The sequence below is a fragment of the Paraburkholderia sp. genome (assembly GCF_035948235.1).
Classification (GTDB): Bacteria; Pseudomonadota; Gammaproteobacteria; order Burkholderiales; family Burkholderiaceae; genus Paraburkholderia.
Window position 1 is genome coordinate 1 of the sequence record NZ_DASZJJ010000111.1, and the last position, 14,861, is coordinate 14,861.

A 14,861-nucleotide genomic window follows, 5' to 3' on the forward strand; every position below is an offset into this window, starting at 1 on the left:
CAGAAAAGCACGTGAAAATTCAAACGCACCCAAGTTGATCTCAACCTGAGTGCGCTAAAAAAACGCATCCCCCGGTCGCTCAACTAAGGCAACCAGAGCCACGTTCAATCGTAGGAAGAGCCGACCAATCGGCTCCCGCAAAACCTGCTCAGTGCCTGCGGCGTATGCGCACCCGATCCAGCACGTGAAGTTCGGACAACCAGTGGTGCATCATGCCCTCGCCGTCATGCTCCTGCCGATAGGCTCTCGACTCGAAGATCGACAAACCTAGTAGCACCAGCAGGCCGACAGCCAGCCCAATCAGTCCCGCAATAGTTTCGGCATCCATGGCAGCCTCCTTGGGTCGCAGCCATGTCCTTATCTTAGGACAGCATCCGGCGAGAAAAAATAGCTGTGTTGGTGAGCCGCCAGATTCGACGGACAGCCGTTAGACTGTTGCGCGGCAACATTTCTTGAAGGAGTTTGTGCTGATGTCACGAGCCTGGGTGGCCATTGCGATGGCCGCATTGCTTTCCGCTTGCGCCGACGATACGACGAACAAGCATCATGGGCCGCCGCCTCACGATCCGGCGGATTACCACGGCGTGCCGACAGACGACCGTCCGCCTACGATGATCGACGCACCGAAGGCGCAATAAGGCCCGATAAAAAACAGGCGCCTCAGGGCGCCTGTTGCACTTCCAGCGGCGGCGCAATCGCGCCCGTGACGCGCCCAAGCATGGGCATCAGCGTGAGGCCGCGCGCCCCCATGAAGATCAGCAGGGCGATCCAGAGCCCGTGATTGCCGAACGGCCCCACGAGTGCCCACGAAGCGACCAGAAAGACGGCGAGAGAGATCGCCATGGCCTTCATCAACTCATGCGTGCGCGTCGCCCCGATGAAGACGCCATCGAGCAAAAAGCCCCACACCGAAACGAGCGGCGAGAGTGCCGCCCAAGGCAGAAACGCCAATGCGGCAGCGCGTACGGCGGATTGGTCGGTGAGCTTGTCGATGATCCAGCCGCCGGCGCTCCAATAGACCAGTGAAAAACCGAGCGCACCCACCGCCGACCAGAGCAGGTTGACCTTCACCGCCTGCCGGAACGCGTGGCGATCGCGCGCACCGATGGCCGCACCGACGAGGGCCTCCGCCGCGTGCGCGAATCCATCGAGCCCATAGGCCATGAAAGTCTGAAAATTGAGCAACAGGGCGTTGGCGGCGAGAACCGCATCGCCTTGCCGCGCGCCCACATGCGCGAACCACCCAAACGAGCCGAGCAGGCACATGGTTCGCAGAAAGATGTCGCGATTGATGACCACGAGGCGCTTGAGCGCGGCCGGTTCGGTGAGCGCGCGCCACGCGATCGGCGCGAGTCCGCGTGGGCGTAGCCGCCACAAAACCGCTGCACCGAACACGAAGCCCACCACATCGGCGGTCGCCGTCGCGGCACCGATCCCGGCGATCCCCCATCCGAAACCGTAGACGAATGCGAGTACGGCAATCACGTTCACGGCGTTGATGAGTAACTGCGCGGCGAGCGCAATACGCACGCGCTGCGTGCCCAGCAGATAGCCCAGCACGACATAGTTCGCAAGCGCGAACGGCGCGGACCCGATCCGAGCGTGACAATACAGCCGCGCATTGTGCTGCACTTCATCGCTGCCGCCGATAAGTTCGAGCGCATAGCGAATCAGCGGGCCTTGCACGAGCAGAATGAGCGCGCCGATACTGCACGCCAGCAGCAACGCCCGCACAACGTTCAGCCGCAACGCCGCGCGATCGCCCGCACCATGGGCCTGGGCCACGAGCCCCGTCGTGCCCATGCGCAGAAAGCCGAAGCCCCAGAACACGAAGTTGAAAAACAGGCCGCCAAGCGCGACGCCGCCCAGATCCGCAGCGCTACCCAGGTGCCCGGCGACTGCCGTATCGACGGCGCCGAGAATCGGTTGCGTGAGATTCGCGAGAACGATAGGGAAGGCGAGCATCAGCACACGCCGATGCCAGCCTCCGTGCGTTGGCAGCGCCTCGCCGCCGCTCAACTGCGTTCCTGCACGCAGACCCAGGGCGAGACCACAACGGCCCAGAGTTCGGGCTTGCGTGCGGCGTAATCGGCAGCGGTTTCGGCCTGCATGCGTTCGATATGGCCGGCGGACAGCCACTGCGCGACCTGTGTGCCGTCATCGTTGGCGATCGCTTCGGCGACGCTCACCAGGTCGAGGTCGCGCACCACGGAGAGCAGTTTGCCCTGCGCGAAAAATCGTTCGAGGTCCTGCCAGTCGATCTTGGCGGTTTCGCCGAGCAGTTTGGCGTAGAGAGGGCTAGGAGTCGCGTCGTGGGTAGTCATGATTCTGGGCCTGAAGTTTCGGCCGATACTATAAACGATAGGTCGCATCGGTAAGGGCAGAACGCATCCGCGAGGAACGCGGTTTCTTCAGCCGGAAATCGAAGACGACTTGTGATGAGAGTCAATTAATCGGACGAATAACGAATTAAAGAAAACGCTCAAATCACACATTAAACGGCCATCGCCGCTGCTAATTCGGGTGTTTCAAAAATCCCACTCGCGCTGTTAATTGCGCTCTTGCGTGCGTTTGCACACCAATTGGCGGGGGCCGCGCGAATGCCCGCAAGAGCTTGATGCGGCGCGGCAGAAAGCGCTCCCACGCACCCTTTTGCGACCCTTTGCAAACATGCGCAGATGCCCATCCCACAAGCGTTTGCGACGATTTCCAGCAATTGCGCGAAGTGCGCTGCAATGCGTATTTCTATGCGCGAATGTGGTGATGTCTGCACGACGATTCACGATCGGGAATTGTTACGGTCCATAAACCGTGCGCCGCGTCACATTTTCCGCTCAATTAAGTGATTGCGCCGTGGGGGGGGCGTTGATAGATTGCCATTCGGCGCATGGTAAACCGGTCCTTTGCCGATATGCGCCAAACCCCCGTTAGCCCGGCGCCATGCCGGGCTTTTTTTCTTTCGGAGATCGAAGGGCATGCTTGCGCGTACAGAGTGCCCTTCGATGTGAGGCAATCAGCGCGGCGGCAGGTCGCGCGCCGGGTCGATGGAGCGGCCCTGATAGCGCAGCTCGAAATGGAGCATGACGCGATCGTTGTCGCTGCTGCCCATTTCGGCGATCTTTTGCCCCTGCGCAACGGCCTGGCCTTCCTTCACGAAGAGCGCCTGATTGTGTGCGTAGGCCGTGAGGTAATCGCCCGAATGTTTGATGATGAGCAGATTGCCGTAGCCGCGCAGACCGTTGCCCGCGTAGACGACGGTGCCAGGCGCAGCGGCGACGATAGGCGTGCCGGGACTGTTGACGATGTCGATACCCTTCGAGTCGCGGCCGTCGAAGTTGCGGATCACCTGGCCGGGGCTGGGCCAGACAAGCGAAATCGGCGCGGCAGACGCGGCCGGGGAACTCGCTGTGTCGGCGCTATCGCGCGGCGTCGATGCCGCAGCGGAAGCCGACGAAGATGCGCGCGGCGTCGTGCGTTGCGCACCGGCACTTGAAGCTGCGCTGGAGCCGGCCGGCGGCGAGACGCGCAGCACCTGGCCGACTTCGATCGCATCCGGGTTTGACAGATTGTTCCAGCGCACGATGCTCGACACCGATTGCCGGTTGCTACGCGCGATCTTGTAGAGCGTGTCGCCGCGTTCGACGCGATAGAAGCCCGGGCCGACCGGCGCCGAGCCGCATGCAGCGAGCAGCGCGACGAGCGCCGCACATGCAAAACCGCATGCAAAACGTTTGAATCCTTTGGTGAATTCCTTTCCCAACGTTGGACCTCGCTAGACGCTGCCCACGGCGCCCCGGAGAAGGGCGCCGCGACGGCAAAACGTCCGATTTTAGCGGGTTTGAAGCCGCGCTTGCGCTTATTGCCTGACGAATCGCACCACGTGCATAGCGCGCACGTTACTTGCCGCAGGGGCCTGGCGCCCGTGCGGCGTGATTTCCGCGCGTATCGGCGAGTGCTCCAGCCTGCAAGATCAGCCGAGCGATTCGACGCGCAATTGCAGCGTGGCCGATTCGGTCACGCCCGGCGCGAGCCAGCGCAGGCCCAGACCGTTGTGGATCGCATCGGGCAGACCGAGCCACGGCTCGACGCAATAAAAGTCGGAATCGGCGGCCTCGGTCCAGGTCGTCACCGCGTACCACGGCAGCGAATCCGGGCGATCGAGATCGATCGTCACGGCGCGGTTCAGGCCTGGCGTGACGAACCGCACGGGCGTTGCCGGCGGCGTTGGCTCGAGCACATGGAAGCGGTCGATGATGCCCGCATCGTCAAGCCGATACTGCGTCACGCCCGGCTCCGGCGCGCTGATCGAGCCGTCGGGCAATTGGTGGCGGCGTTGCGCGGGCGGCATCTCGAGGGTGCTCTGGGCGCGTTGCGCGTGCGGCAATTCGAAGTAGAAGTGATGGCCCGCATACCAGGGCAGGGGCGTGTCGCCGGTATTGGTCGCGGTGAGCGTGACGTCGAGCGCGTGATCATCGGCGAGGCGGTAGAGCGCCTCGAAGTGGAACGCGAACGGATAGCCCGCGCGCGTGGCCGGCGAATCCGTGAGCGTCATGCGCACGCCGCGGCCGTCCGGATCGACCTCCGCCACAAAAGGAAGATCGCGGGCAAAACCGTGCATCGGCAGATCGCGCACGACGCCTTGTGCATCACGCCAGCGGCCAATTTGGCCATCGACGAAATGACGCCCGAGAAACGGAAACAGCAGCGGATTGCCGCCGCGCACGCGCGCAGGTTGCTCCCAGTTCGCATTCTCGGGCCAACGGATCACGGATTCTCCGCCAACGTGCCACGACAGCAGCCGGCCGCCGGCCCACGGCGCGAAACGCAGCGTCGACGCGCCGCTGTTGAGTTCGAGGATGTCGTGCGGGGGACGGTTTTCCATGTCGTGGCTTCGAGAGAAGGTTGAAGGAAGTGCGTGAAGGGACGCCGCGCCGGGGGCGCCTGCGGATTGTGCGCCGCTTTCGAATGCGTGAAAACCCTCGTCGGGAAATCGTGGGGTGTCGCTCAAAAGGCGCTGCGCTCATAATCGGTTACGAATGTGTGACTGTGCGTAAGCGCACGTTTCCATATGTAGCAATGAATGTCGTAACGCAGCCGTGACGAAGGAGGGCGCAAAGATGGATCTCGCAATGGCCATGGGAATGGGGCTCTTCAGCCTGTTCATCGGAAGCAGCGCGTACTTCTTCTACAAAATGGCGCGCTAGGCGCGCACGGTTTTCGCGGCCGGTGCAACGTCGGCTGCCTGTTTTACGACTGTCTTTCGCCGGCCTGCGGGCCGGTTTCCGCAAGAATCCCACCTGTTCGCAAAACGGGCCGCCTGAGCGCGGCTGTTGGCATTTCGCCGCGTTTTCGCTTCTACACCCGTCTCGCTTAGCGCAGCCTTATTTTGTTGCGATGCGGTAACTTTTCCGACAAATGCGGCTTGATGCTTGGCGCTGCAATTCGGGCCAGGCATAATCGGGGCGCTTTGCCGCGCCGTCCGCGCGATGGTCCGGCGTTTCCGTCCAAACCCTTCCGAGGATCCCCCGCGTGAGTCTCTCGTTTCTATTGTTTCTGAGCGTGCTGCAAGGCGTCACAGAACTCTTCCCCGTCAGCAGTCTTGGCCACACGCTGCTCGTGCCGGCGCTGTTCGGTATGCATATCGACAAGCATGCGCCGCAACTGCTGCCGTTCCTCGTCGCCCTGCACCTTGGCACCGCCGTCGCGCTGCTCTGGTACTTCCGCGCGCGCTGGGTTGCGCTGATCAGCGGTTTTTTCGCGTCGCTGGGCGGGCGCAAGAACGACGACGGTCACATGATGTGGGCGCTCATCATCGGCACGATCCCGACGGGCATCGTCGGTCTGGTGCTCGAAAAGCGCATTGAGGCGATTTTTCACGATCTGCGCATCGTCGCCGCGGCGCTGATGGTGAACGGTGTGCTGCTGTGGCTCGGCGATCGTCTGCAACAGGCGCGCATGCACCGCGCACCTGAAAAGCTCACGTTCCGTCAGGCGTTTCTGGTGGGGCTCGCGCAGATTGGCGCGCTGATTCCGGGCTTTTCGCGCAGCGGTTTGACGATGATCGCGGGCAACGCCGCCGGTCTCACAACGGAAAAGGCCGCTGAGTTCTCGTTCCTGCTCGGCACGCCGATCATCTTCGCTGCGGGCGTGCTCGAGCTGCCGAAGCTGTTCCACGCGCGCGACCAGCTCACGACGGCGCTCGTCGGTGGCGTGCTGACCGGCATCGCTGCATGGCTTAGCGTGAAGTTCCTGATGCGCTATTTCGAGGGGCGTGGCCGTCTGGCGTCGTTCGGTCTGTATTGCGTGATCGCGGGCGCGATCTTCCTCGGCTGGTTCGTGATGCATCCGCAACCGGTTTGATCCCGATGAGTGTCGCGTAGGGAGCGGCCACGGCGCGCGGGCGATCGCGGTATAATCCACGCCCGTCGTTGTCCGCGAGGCGTTTAACAGCGCGTCGCGCGGCCCTCAAGACGCAGATTTCCCACGCGACAGTAGCTCAGCTGGATAGAGCATCGGCCTTCTAAGCCGAGGGTCGGGGGTTCGAGCCCCTCCTGTCGCGCCAGTGTTTTCTAGCATTTAGCCCGGTCATTGCGATCGGGCTTTTTGCTTTCTGGCGTTCATGTATCCGGGCGGGCAGCGCGCCATCAATGCCCTGAATTCTCCGTCGATTCCTCGCTCAAGTCCGCACTATTGCCGTTCTTGGCGAGCCGGCGGCCTTCGACCCACCCCTCGACTTTCTCTCCCGTCTTCGGGTTGACGTACGTCACAGCAGCGAATTCCGCATATTCCTCGTCGGCGACCAGTTGATCGCCAGGGATGACGAAGACCCCCTTCATTTCGCAGTCGGCCGCCGGAGCGTAGAAGAACTGAAGGCGGCCCGCGCCCGCAACCGTGTACCCGGATTGCGCGGACTCATACGGGACGCTGTCTTTTGCGGCCTCATCATTAACGGCCGCGCATCTGGCTGACTGTTGAACCGGCCAGGGCTTGCCATTCACGCTCTGCCCGAATGACGGAGTGATTGCCGTGACGGCAAGGATTGCACCCAACGTGACCATCTGTTTCATTGCGTCCTGCTTTCCCCGGTTTGCGAAAAGCCGCTAGATTAGCCTGTCGCTTCGCAAACCGGAAATAAGCCTTGTTGCCCGTCGCGCCGACACTACGCGAGGCTCGCAAACCTGCTCCTCAAGCCGCCATCTTCAACTGCACCACCAACGCATCGCGCAGCCGCGCAAGTCGTTCGCGAAACGTAAAAGGCTTCTCGATCCCCGCGATCCGCAACGCCGGCGCGGCGCCGCGACCGATCACCAGCGTGCCGTAGTCGAAAATCGCGCCCATCGGCCCCTGACGCACATGCACGCGCCGCACCTCGCCGAGTTCGAACATCACGCGGCGCGGCCTGAAAATCCCGAATGTGGCGATCAGGCGCCTGCGCGTGAGCGCCAGTTGCGTCGTCAGCAACAGGGCGACGACGATGCCAAACATCAGTAGCCCGCCGACAAACAGCAGCAATGCTGAAATCACCGCATCGTCGAGACTTCCCAGCAGTACGCCCCAGACCATCAACACGATGCCGAAGCTGAGCCACGGGCCCATCGCCCACATGCTCAAGTGACCCTCATAAACGACCCGCTCGCCGGGCGGCAATGTCGATTCGACGCGCCTCATTCTTGACCTCCATCAAAACTTGCCTAAGCAACTAAATTCAGGGTAGGCGATGACGGAGAACAGGAGCTGTGGTCAAAAGTCGCGTTCGAGGCCTTCTTCGAGCGAAAAAAAGGGCAGCCGAAGCCAAGCTTGGGCTGCCCGGAAGGAAAGCTGGACACACCCTGATGTCCAGCTGTCGATGGTCTGCGCGGCTTAGAGCTTCACGTCGAGCGCGTTGGTCAGGTCGCCCATCGCCTGGCCACCATTGCTCTTGAGCGCGGTGTCGCGGGCGGTGAGACCCGGCAGCGTCGGCAGTGCGAAGCGGCGCGTGATCAGGCGCAGGATCGACGTGGTGTCGTACTGCGTGTGATCGACGTAGCCCTTTTTCGCGTAAGGCGAAATGACGAGCGCCGGAATGCGCGAGCCCGGACCCCAGCGGTCGCCCTTGGGCGGCGCGACGTGATCCCAAAAGCCGCCGTTTTCGTCGTAGGTCACGACGACAACCATGTCCTTCCACTGCGGGCTCTTCTGCAGATGCGAAATGACATCGGCGATGTGCTGGTCGCCGCTTGCCACGTCGGTGTAGCCCGCGTGTTCGTTCAGGTTGCCCTGCGGCTTGTAGAACGACACGGCGGGCAGCGTGCCCGCGTCGATGGCCTTGATGAACTCGCTGCCGTCCATGCCGCCGTCAAGCAGGTGAGTCGTGCGCGCAGCCGTGCCCGGCGCGTAATTCGAGAAGTAGTTGAACGGCTGGTGATGCGGCTGGAAGTTCGGCGCCGTCATGTTGGCGCCGTAGATCACGTTCGAGGTGCTGTTCTGCACCGCGCTGACGGCCGCGCCCCACGCGCCGCCGTACCACGCCCACGACACGCCCGCGTTCGACAGCAGGTCGCCGATCGTCTGCGAGGTCTGCGGCGGCAGGGTGGTGGCGGCGCTCGGGTCGGCCAGGTTGGCATCGCCGCCCGAAGCCGCTGCGTTGCCGCTCGGCTGATACGGCGGCTGCATCGTGTTGACGGCGTAGAAGTCGGGCGTGAGGTTGCCGGACTTGACGAACTTCGGCACGCCGGTGAGCGCCGATGCCGGCGAGTTCGATGCGAGCGTGAGCGAGACGCCATCGGCGTTCACGGTCGAGATGGCCGGCTTGGCGGCGGCCGTGTCGGCGTTCGCGTAGAACGGCGTGCACGCGCAGATCAGCCACTGGTGATTCAGGAACGAGCCGCCGAACGCGCCCATGAAGAAGTTATCGGCGAGCGTGTATTGCTGGGCGATCTTCCAGAGCGGCAGTTTTTCGGCGCTCGTCGTGTAGTGGCCCATCACGAGGCCGCCCGAATCGCCCCACGCGGCGAACATGTCGTTCTTGCCGCCGTGGATCTGCATCTGGTTCTCGTAGAAGCGGTGATACAGGTCGCGCGTCGTGGTCGAAAGCGGGACGTTATAGCCCTTCGCATCGTCGATCGCGAACGGCGCATTCGCCATGTTCTCGGTCATCGCGGCCGTGATGGCGGGCGTGACGCCGGTTTGCGTGAGGCCGTTCCAGACCGTCGGCAAGGTGGCGAGCACGGAGCCGTCGCGGTCGAGCTGCTGGGCGCTTGCCGTCGTCACGTTCTGCAGACCGTTAGCGTTCGGGAAGCTGCCATAGAGGTTGTCGAAACTGCGGTTCTCGGCGTAAATCACGACGATGTTCTTCACCGATGCCAGGCCCGGTTTGACGTCGTTGCCGCCGCACGCGGCGACGGCGAGGGCCGCCGCAGCCGCTGCGATCGGCGTCGCATAGAACCATTTTTTCTTGATCATTTTTTCTCTCTCGCGTTGGGGTCCCCTGAGCCGGCGCGGGAGGAGCGCCTGCCGTTGGGCGAGGCGAAGTGTCTCAACCGAATTTGACAGCTATGTGTAATTAATTACATTTAGCTTTTCTAATCCCTGTGATTGCATGACGAATACATTACGTTGCGTCATCTGAACGTCATATCGCTGACATACGCTTGCGCGACTTCGATGCGTGATCGAGCGCATCGGCAAAAACGTTCCGGGGATCAGTTCATGTTGCGTAGATTGGCGCGTCGCTCGACGCAGATTGGGACTCGCGCGGGGACCCACGCGTATGTGGCAAGGCGGGTGCTGGCGGTGGTTGTGCTCGCAACGTTGGCGGCTTGCGACGGCGGCACGTCCCAGACGGACACTGCAAAAAGCGGTGCAAATAACGCCGCAAGCGCGCGCGATGCGAGCGCCAAGAGCAGCAACAGCGGCAGCAACAGCGGCAGCAACGGCGCAAAGTTGATGAAGATCTCGACGAACGCCGCTGCGGCGCCTGGTGCTGCGCCTCACGGCCAGTCGCGCGCCGAAGTCTACGCGCAGGTACGCCGTATGACTGCGCTCGGCAAGCAGATGTTCTTCGATCCGTCGCTGTCCGGTTCGGGCAAGATGTCGTGCGCCACCTGCCACAGTCCCGATCGCGCCTTCACGCCCACCAACGCGCTCGACGTGCAGATCGGCGGCGCGGACATGCGCCGCCCCGGCATGCGCGCGGTGCCCACGCTGAAGTATCTGCAGGCGGTCCCGGCGTTCTCGGAGCACTATCACGATTCCGACGACGAAGGCGATGAAAGCGTCGATGCCGGTCCGACCGGCGGTCTCACCTGGGATGGCCGCGTCGACCACGGCGCGGACCAGGCGCGCATTCCGCTGCTCTCGTCGTTCGAGATGGCGAGCACGCCGCGCAAGGTCACCGACGCCGTCCGCGCGTCGGCTTACGCGAATGCGTTTCGCGAGGCGTTCGGCGAGCACATCTTCGATGACGAGGACGCGACCTTCAAGGCCGTGCTGAAATCGCTCGAAACCTTCGAGCAGGCGCCCGACGTGTTCTATCCGTATTCGAGCAAGTACGACGCGTATCTCGCGGGCAAGGCCACGCTCACGGCGGCCGAGCTGCGCGGTCTGCAACTGTTCAACGACGAGAAGAAGGGCAATTGCGCGAGTTGCCATATCAGCCAGCGCGCGAAGGACGGTTCGCCGCCGCAGTTCAGCGATTTCGGGCTGATTGCCGTGGGCGTGCCGCGCAATCGTACGCTCGCCGTGAATCGCGATCCGCGCTTTTTCGATCTGGGCGCATGCGGTCCGGAGCGCACCGACCTCGATCACCGCGATGAGTTTTGCGGACTCTTCCGCACGCCAACGTTACGCAACGTCGTGCTCAAAAAGAGCTTCTTTCACAACGGCATCTATCACTCGCTGGAAGACGTGATGCGCTTCTATGCGCGACGCGATACGAATCCGCAGGAGTTCTATCCGGTAGTGAAGGGCCGCGTGCAGAAGTTCGACGATCTGCCGCGCCAGTACTGGACGAATCTGAATACCGAAGCGCCGTTCGATCGCAAACCCGGCGACGCGCCGGTCTACACCGAGGCCGAAATCAAGGATGTGATCGCGTTTCTCGGCACGTTGACCGACGGCTGGCAGCCTGCGGCGCATTGAATCGCGCGAGGCGCGGGCGTCGACTCAGATGCCCGCGATCAGCAGGCAGATCGCCGTGAGGAGGACGAACGAAACCAGCAGGCAGATCGCGCCGCCGCGCAGCACGGTCTCGGGCCAGCGCGGGGTTTGATCGAAGCGGATCGCGAAGCTGGGCATCGAGCGATCGGTTTGCGGGGCATGCGTGTGGTGGGCGATCAGCGACATCAGGCCGATGCACAGCAGGGCCAGCATGACGGCGAAGATGCGTAGTGCGATGGCGTAGGTCATGACGGAAAACTCCTGTTCGTGCATAAGCGGATGACAGGGAAACTTTATGTTTTCGCTGCCCGACGCTCCATCGGACCAATCCTAAAAATCCGGGAACAAATCAGGAGTGAACCGGGAATCCGCCAGGAATGAACAGGAATCCGCCGGGAATGTGCGTCGCCATGCCGGACAGATGCGCAGGGCAAAAATAGGGTGCGTGCTATTCTTTTCGGGATGGTTTGATGAGATGGCCGACCCAAGCCCCTTCCAGGAGAACGTTCGAATGTCGACCTTGCCCCGTGTACTGACTGGTCTCGCTGCCGTGTGCGTAGCGGCGATCGCGCCGGCCGCCCACGCCGCCAACCTGAATTTTCTCAACGACACGCCGGCCGCGTGGATGAAGCAGGCCGACTACAACTCGCTGACGCAGGCGGTGCGTAACGCCGTCGCCACGAAGCAGGACGGCGAGACCGTCAACTGGAACAACGACGGGCTGCGCAACCCGGTCAAGATCGACGCGACCATTACGCCCACCAACACGGAAAAGACCGGCGACAAGACCTGCCGCGACTCGGACGTGGTGATCAACGCCAAAGGCCAGTCGATGAAGCTGCGTCCGCAGTTCTGCCGTGTCGGCGACGGCGCCTTGGTCTATCAGAAGAAGCATTGAGGGCGCAGTGACAGGGAAGATCGTTTCGTGCGGCATCGTTTTGCTCGATGCGCACGGCCGGGTGCTGCTCGCGCATGCGACCGGCACCGGCCACTGGGACATACCGAAGGGGCAGGGCGAGCCCGGCGAAACCGAGGCGCAGAGCGCGCTGCGCGAGATGGTCGAGGAAACGGGCATTGCCATCGCTCCGGCGCGTCTGCTCGATCTCGGGCGCTTTGCATATCGGCGCGATAAGGATCTGCATCTGTTCGCCGCGCGTGCGCTGGAGAGCGAACTGGACCTGTCGCGCTGCGTGTGCGTGTCGATGTTTCCGCGCCGCCATGACGGCGTGATGATTCCCGAGATGGACGCCTGGCGGTGGACCATGCCCGCCGACGTCGATCAGTTCGCGAGCCGCAGCCTCGCGCGCCTGTTTGCCACCACGCTTTCACTCGCGCAATTGCACGAATGCGTTTAACGCGGCTGGCGCACGTAAAAAAGCCCGCACGATGAAGTGCGGGCTTTTTTGCTTCTGGCAGCGGCGGGGCGCTTACTTGCCCCAGCTATCGCGCAGACCGACGATGCGGTTGAACACCGGCGCGCCCGGCTTCGAGTCGTAGCGGTCGGCGACAAAGTAGCCGTGACGCTCGAACTGATAGCGGTCTTCCGGCGCCGCGTCGCGCGCGCCCGGTTCGACGTACGCTTGAACGACGCGCTTCGAACCCGGGTTCAGCGCTTCGAGGAAGTCGCGGCCGCCCGCATCGGGCTGCTCTTCGCGGAACAGACGGTCGTAGAGGCGCACTTCGGCCGGCACGGCGTTGTCGGCGCTAAGCCAGTGGATCGTGCCCTTGACCTTGTAGTTGCTGGCGCCTTCGGTGCCCGATTTGCTGTCCGGGAAGTAGTTGCAATGGACGGCCACGATATTGCCGTCGGCGTCCTTTTCCGCGCCCGTGCATTCGACCACGAAACCGTACTTCAGGCGCACCTTGTTACCCGGGAACAGGCGGAAATAGCCCTTGGGCGGCGTTTCCTGGAAGTCCTCGCGCTCGATCCACAGTTCACGCGAAAACACGAACTCGCGATTGCCGCGCTCCGGATGATGCGGATGCACCGGCGCGCTGCAGGGCTCGGTCTGGCCTTCGGGGAAGTTGTCGATGATGAGCTTGAGCGGGTCGAGCACGGCGGTCGCGCGCGGCGCCTTGTCGTCGAGATCGTCGCGCAGCGCGCCTTCGAACACGCTCATGTCGATCCACGAATCGACCTTGGTCACGCCGATGCGCTCGCAGAAGAGCTGGATCGCTTCGGGCGTGAAGCCGCGGCGGCGCACGCCGACGATGGTCGGCATACGCGGATCGTCCCAGCCGTCTACGTGATTTTCGGTCACGAGTTGCAGCAGCTTGCGCTTGCTGGTGATCGCGTACGTGAGGTTCAGGCGCGAAAATTCGATCTGTTGCGGCAGCGGACGTGCGAATACGCCGGCGTCGGCCAGTTCGTTGAGCACCCAGTCGTAAAGCGGTCGGTGATCTTCGAATTCCAGCGTGCACAGCGAATGCGTGATGCCTTCCAGCGCGTCCGAAATGCAGTGCGTGTAGTCGTACATTGGATACACGCACCACTTGTCGCCGGTGCGGTAGTGATGAGCGAAGCGGATGCGGTAAATGACCGGGTCGCGCAGATTGAAGTTCGGCGCTGCCATGTCGATCTTCGCGCGCAGCACGTGCGCGCCTTCCTCGAACTCGCCCGCCTTCATACGGCGGAACAGGTCGAGGTTTTCCTCGACCGAACGCTCGCGGAACGGCGAATTCTTGCCCGCTTCCGTGGCCGAGCCGCGGTTCGCGCGCATCTCTTCCGGCGACTGGCTGTCCACGTACGCTTTGCCGCGCTGGATCAGCAGTTCGGCGAATTCATAGAGCTTGTCGTAGTAGTCGCTTGCGTAGAAGAGGTATTCCTTCTCTTCCTTCTTCCACTCGAAGCCGAGCCAGGTGACCGCGTCGATGATCGAATTGACGTATTCGACGCTTTCCTTTTCGGGGTTCGTGTCGTCAAAACGCAGATGGCAGACGCCGTCGTAGCGCTGCGCAACGCCGAAATTCAGGCAAATGCTCTTCGCGTGGCCGATGTGCAGATAGCCGTTCGGCTCCGGCGGGAAGCGCGTTTCCACGCGCTGCGCCCACTTGCCCGAGCGGTTGTCGTCGTCGATGATGTTGCGGATGAAATTGGATGCCGCAGGCGCGTCCGTGCGGTCGGCGTCTTTACGTTCGGTATTCATGCGAAAAGGGAAGTCGTTCGAGGGCGCGGTACAAGTGGCCAGCCTGTCGGCGGGATGGGTCGTTGACGATGGTCGTTGACGGTATCCCTGCCGAAGCCGCACCGCGCGCCGGTGGTGCCTTCCATTCTACCTGACGCGACCTTTCCCGCCAGTCCAGGCGCCGCAGTGTAGCGTCGCGCTCACTTTGACGGAGAAAAAATGACGATGATCGAACCGCGCGTGCTGGTGCTGCCGGGCTATATGAACTCGGGGCCGGGACACTGGCAAACGCGCTGGGAAGCCGCGCACACGGGCTTCGAGCGCCTGCAGATGCCCAACTGGATGCAGCCGGACTGCGACGCGTGGTGCGCCGTGCTGGAAGCGGCGCTGGCCGCTGTGACCGCTGGCGGGCACAGCGTATTGCTGGCGGCGCACAGCCTCGGTTGCCTGACGGTGGCGCACTGGGCCGCGCGCCACGCGAGCGCCGCGACGCTGGAAAAAGTGGCGGGCGCGCTGCTGGTGGCGTTGCCAGACCCGCATGGCCCCGAATTCCCGCACGAGGCAAGCGGTTTCGATCCGGTACCGCTTGCCGCGCTGCCG

The 14,861-nt window shown here is 62.9% G+C and carries 16 protein-coding genes and 1 tRNA gene; 7 read left to right on the forward strand and 10 right to left on the reverse strand.

Annotated elements, in window-relative coordinates; genetic code table 11:
* Positions 1-148 precede the first annotated feature (148 nt).
* Positions 149-328, reverse strand: a complete 180-nt coding sequence (locus tag VG320_RS09700; protein ID WP_327199898.1) for a hypothetical protein — start codon at positions 326-328, stop codon at positions 149-151.
* Between the two features lie 142 nt (positions 329-470).
* On the opposite strand from VG320_RS09700, the gene VG320_RS09705 reads away from it, so the two are divergent.
* Positions 471-638, forward strand: coding sequence for a hypothetical protein (locus VG320_RS09705; RefSeq protein WP_327199899.1), 168 nt, complete (start codon positions 471-473; stop codon positions 636-638).
* A gap of 22 nt (positions 639-660) precedes the next feature.
* On the opposite strand, the gene VG320_RS09710 is transcribed toward VG320_RS09705, so the two are convergent.
* From VG320_RS09710 to VG320_RS09725, 4 genes are all read right to left on the reverse strand, one after another.
* A complete protein-coding gene (locus tag VG320_RS09710; RefSeq protein ID WP_327199913.1) occupies positions 661-1,965 on the reverse strand; it encodes an MATE family efflux transporter in 1,305 nt (434 codons plus the stop codon).
* A 50-nt stretch (positions 1,966-2,015) separates the two neighbouring features.
* Entirely contained in the window at positions 2,016-2,324 is a 309-nt protein-coding gene (locus VG320_RS09715; RefSeq protein ID WP_327199900.1) for a DUF2288 domain-containing protein, read from the reverse strand.
* A gap of 689 nt (positions 2,325-3,013) precedes the next feature.
* A complete protein-coding gene (locus VG320_RS09720; RefSeq protein ID WP_327199901.1) occupies positions 3,014-3,760 on the reverse strand; it encodes a peptidoglycan DD-metalloendopeptidase family protein in 747 nt (248 codons plus the stop codon).
* A gap of 210 nt (positions 3,761-3,970) precedes the next feature.
* Entirely contained in the window at positions 3,971-4,882 is a 912-nt protein-coding gene (locus VG320_RS09725; protein WP_327199902.1) for an aldose epimerase, read from the reverse strand.
* 647 nt (positions 4,883-5,529) lie between these two features.
* On the opposite strand from VG320_RS09725, the gene VG320_RS09730 reads away from it, so the two are divergent.
* On the forward strand, positions 5,530-6,360 hold the full coding sequence (locus VG320_RS09730; protein WP_327199903.1) for an undecaprenyl-diphosphate phosphatase: 831 nt from the start codon (positions 5,530-5,532) through the stop codon (positions 6,358-6,360).
* Between the two features lie 125 nt (positions 6,361-6,485).
* Positions 6,486-6,562, forward strand: a tRNA-Arg gene (locus VG320_RS09735).
* 82 nt (positions 6,563-6,644) lie between these two features.
* Here the strand turns inward: VG320_RS09735 and VG320_RS09740 are convergent.
* The 3 genes from VG320_RS09740 to VG320_RS09750 form a co-directional block, all read right to left on the reverse strand.
* Positions 6,645-7,067: a hypothetical protein gene (locus VG320_RS09740; protein WP_327199904.1), complete on the reverse strand. Its 423-nt coding sequence runs from the start codon at positions 7,065-7,067 to the stop codon at positions 6,645-6,647.
* A gap of 118 nt (positions 7,068-7,185) precedes the next feature.
* Entirely contained in the window at positions 7,186-7,668 is a 483-nt protein-coding gene (locus VG320_RS09745) for a PH domain-containing protein (RefSeq protein WP_327199905.1), read from the reverse strand.
* A 192-nt stretch (positions 7,669-7,860) separates the two neighbouring features.
* Positions 7,861-9,441: an acid phosphatase gene (locus VG320_RS09750; RefSeq protein ID WP_327199906.1), complete on the reverse strand. Its 1,581-nt coding sequence runs from the start codon at positions 9,439-9,441 to the stop codon at positions 7,861-7,863.
* Positions 9,442-9,687: 246 nt separating this feature from the next.
* Between VG320_RS09750 and VG320_RS09755 the strand changes: the two genes are divergently transcribed.
* Positions 9,688-11,118 carry a cytochrome-c peroxidase gene (locus tag VG320_RS09755; protein ID WP_327199907.1) on the forward strand — a complete coding sequence of 477 codons (1,431 nt, stop codon included), beginning with the start codon at positions 9,688-9,690 and terminating at the stop codon, positions 11,116-11,118.
* Between the two features lie 24 nt (positions 11,119-11,142).
* On the opposite strand, the gene VG320_RS09760 is transcribed toward VG320_RS09755, so the two are convergent.
* A complete protein-coding gene (locus tag VG320_RS09760; RefSeq protein ID WP_327199908.1) occupies positions 11,143-11,385 on the reverse strand; it encodes a hypothetical protein in 243 nt (80 codons plus the stop codon).
* A 262-nt stretch (positions 11,386-11,647) separates the two neighbouring features.
* Here VG320_RS09760 and VG320_RS09765 point away from each other — a divergent pair, with 262 nt between their 5' ends.
* The gene (locus VG320_RS09765) at positions 11,648-12,034 is read left to right on the forward strand and encodes a hypothetical protein (RefSeq protein ID WP_327199909.1); all 387 of its coding nucleotides are present in this window, start codon (positions 11,648-11,650) and stop codon (positions 12,032-12,034) included.
* Complete coding sequence (locus tag VG320_RS09770) at positions 11,994-12,491, forward strand: NUDIX hydrolase (RefSeq protein ID WP_414696008.1); 498 nt, start codon at positions 11,994-11,996, stop codon at positions 12,489-12,491. Before VG320_RS09765 ends, VG320_RS09770 begins: the two co-directional genes overlap by 41 nt.
* A gap of 72 nt (positions 12,492-12,563) precedes the next feature.
* Here VG320_RS09770 and VG320_RS09775 read toward each other — a convergent pair whose 3' ends face one another.
* On the reverse strand, positions 12,564-14,282 hold the full coding sequence (locus VG320_RS09775; RefSeq protein WP_327199911.1) for a glutamine--tRNA ligase/YqeY domain fusion protein: 1,719 nt from the start codon (positions 14,280-14,282) through the stop codon (positions 12,564-12,566).
* 198 nt (positions 14,283-14,480) lie between these two features.
* Here VG320_RS09775 and VG320_RS09780 point away from each other — a divergent pair.
* Positions 14,481-14,861 (forward strand): RBBP9/YdeN family alpha/beta hydrolase (locus tag VG320_RS09780; RefSeq protein WP_327199912.1); only part of this gene is annotated, 381 nt, incomplete at its 3' end.

Bases quoted from the DNA above. Each gene is read 5' to 3' on its own strand.
- VG320_RS09740 (WP_327199904.1), bottom strand. From the start codon at position 7,067: ATGAAACAGATGGTCACGTTGGGTGCAATCCTTGCCGTCACGGCAATC.
- VG320_RS09775 (WP_327199911.1), bottom strand. From the start codon at position 14,282: ATGAATACCGAACGTAAAGACGCCGACCGCACGGACGCGCCTGCGGCA.
- VG320_RS09725 (WP_327199902.1), bottom strand. From the start codon at position 4,882: ATGGAAAACCGTCCCCCGCACGACATCCTCGAACTCAACAGCGGCGCG.
- VG320_RS09755 (WP_327199907.1), top strand. From the start codon at position 9,688: ATGTTGCGTAGATTGGCGCGTCGCTCGACGCAGATTGGGACTCGCGCG.
- VG320_RS09705 (WP_327199899.1), top strand. From the start codon at position 471: ATGTCACGAGCCTGGGTGGCCATTGCGATGGCCGCATTGCTTTCCGCT.
- VG320_RS09710 (WP_327199913.1), bottom strand. From the start codon at position 1,965: ATGCTCGCCTTCCCTATCGTTCTCGCGAATCTCACGCAACCGATTCTC.
- VG320_RS09765 (WP_327199909.1), top strand. From the start codon at position 11,648: ATGTCGACCTTGCCCCGTGTACTGACTGGTCTCGCTGCCGTGTGCGTA.
- VG320_RS09760 (WP_327199908.1), bottom strand. From the start codon at position 11,385: ATGACCTACGCCATCGCACTACGCATCTTCGCCGTCATGCTGGCCCTG.
- VG320_RS09700 (WP_327199898.1), bottom strand. From the start codon at position 328: ATGGATGCCGAAACTATTGCGGGACTGATTGGGCTGGCTGTCGGCCTG.
- VG320_RS09750 (WP_327199906.1), bottom strand. From the start codon at position 9,441: ATGATCAAGAAAAAATGGTTCTATGCGACGCCGATCGCAGCGGCTGCG.
- VG320_RS09745 (WP_327199905.1), bottom strand. From the start codon at position 7,668: ATGAGGCGCGTCGAATCGACATTGCCGCCCGGCGAGCGGGTCGTTTAT.
- VG320_RS09715 (WP_327199900.1), bottom strand. From the start codon at position 2,324: ATGACTACCCACGACGCGACTCCTAGCCCTCTCTACGCCAAACTGCTC.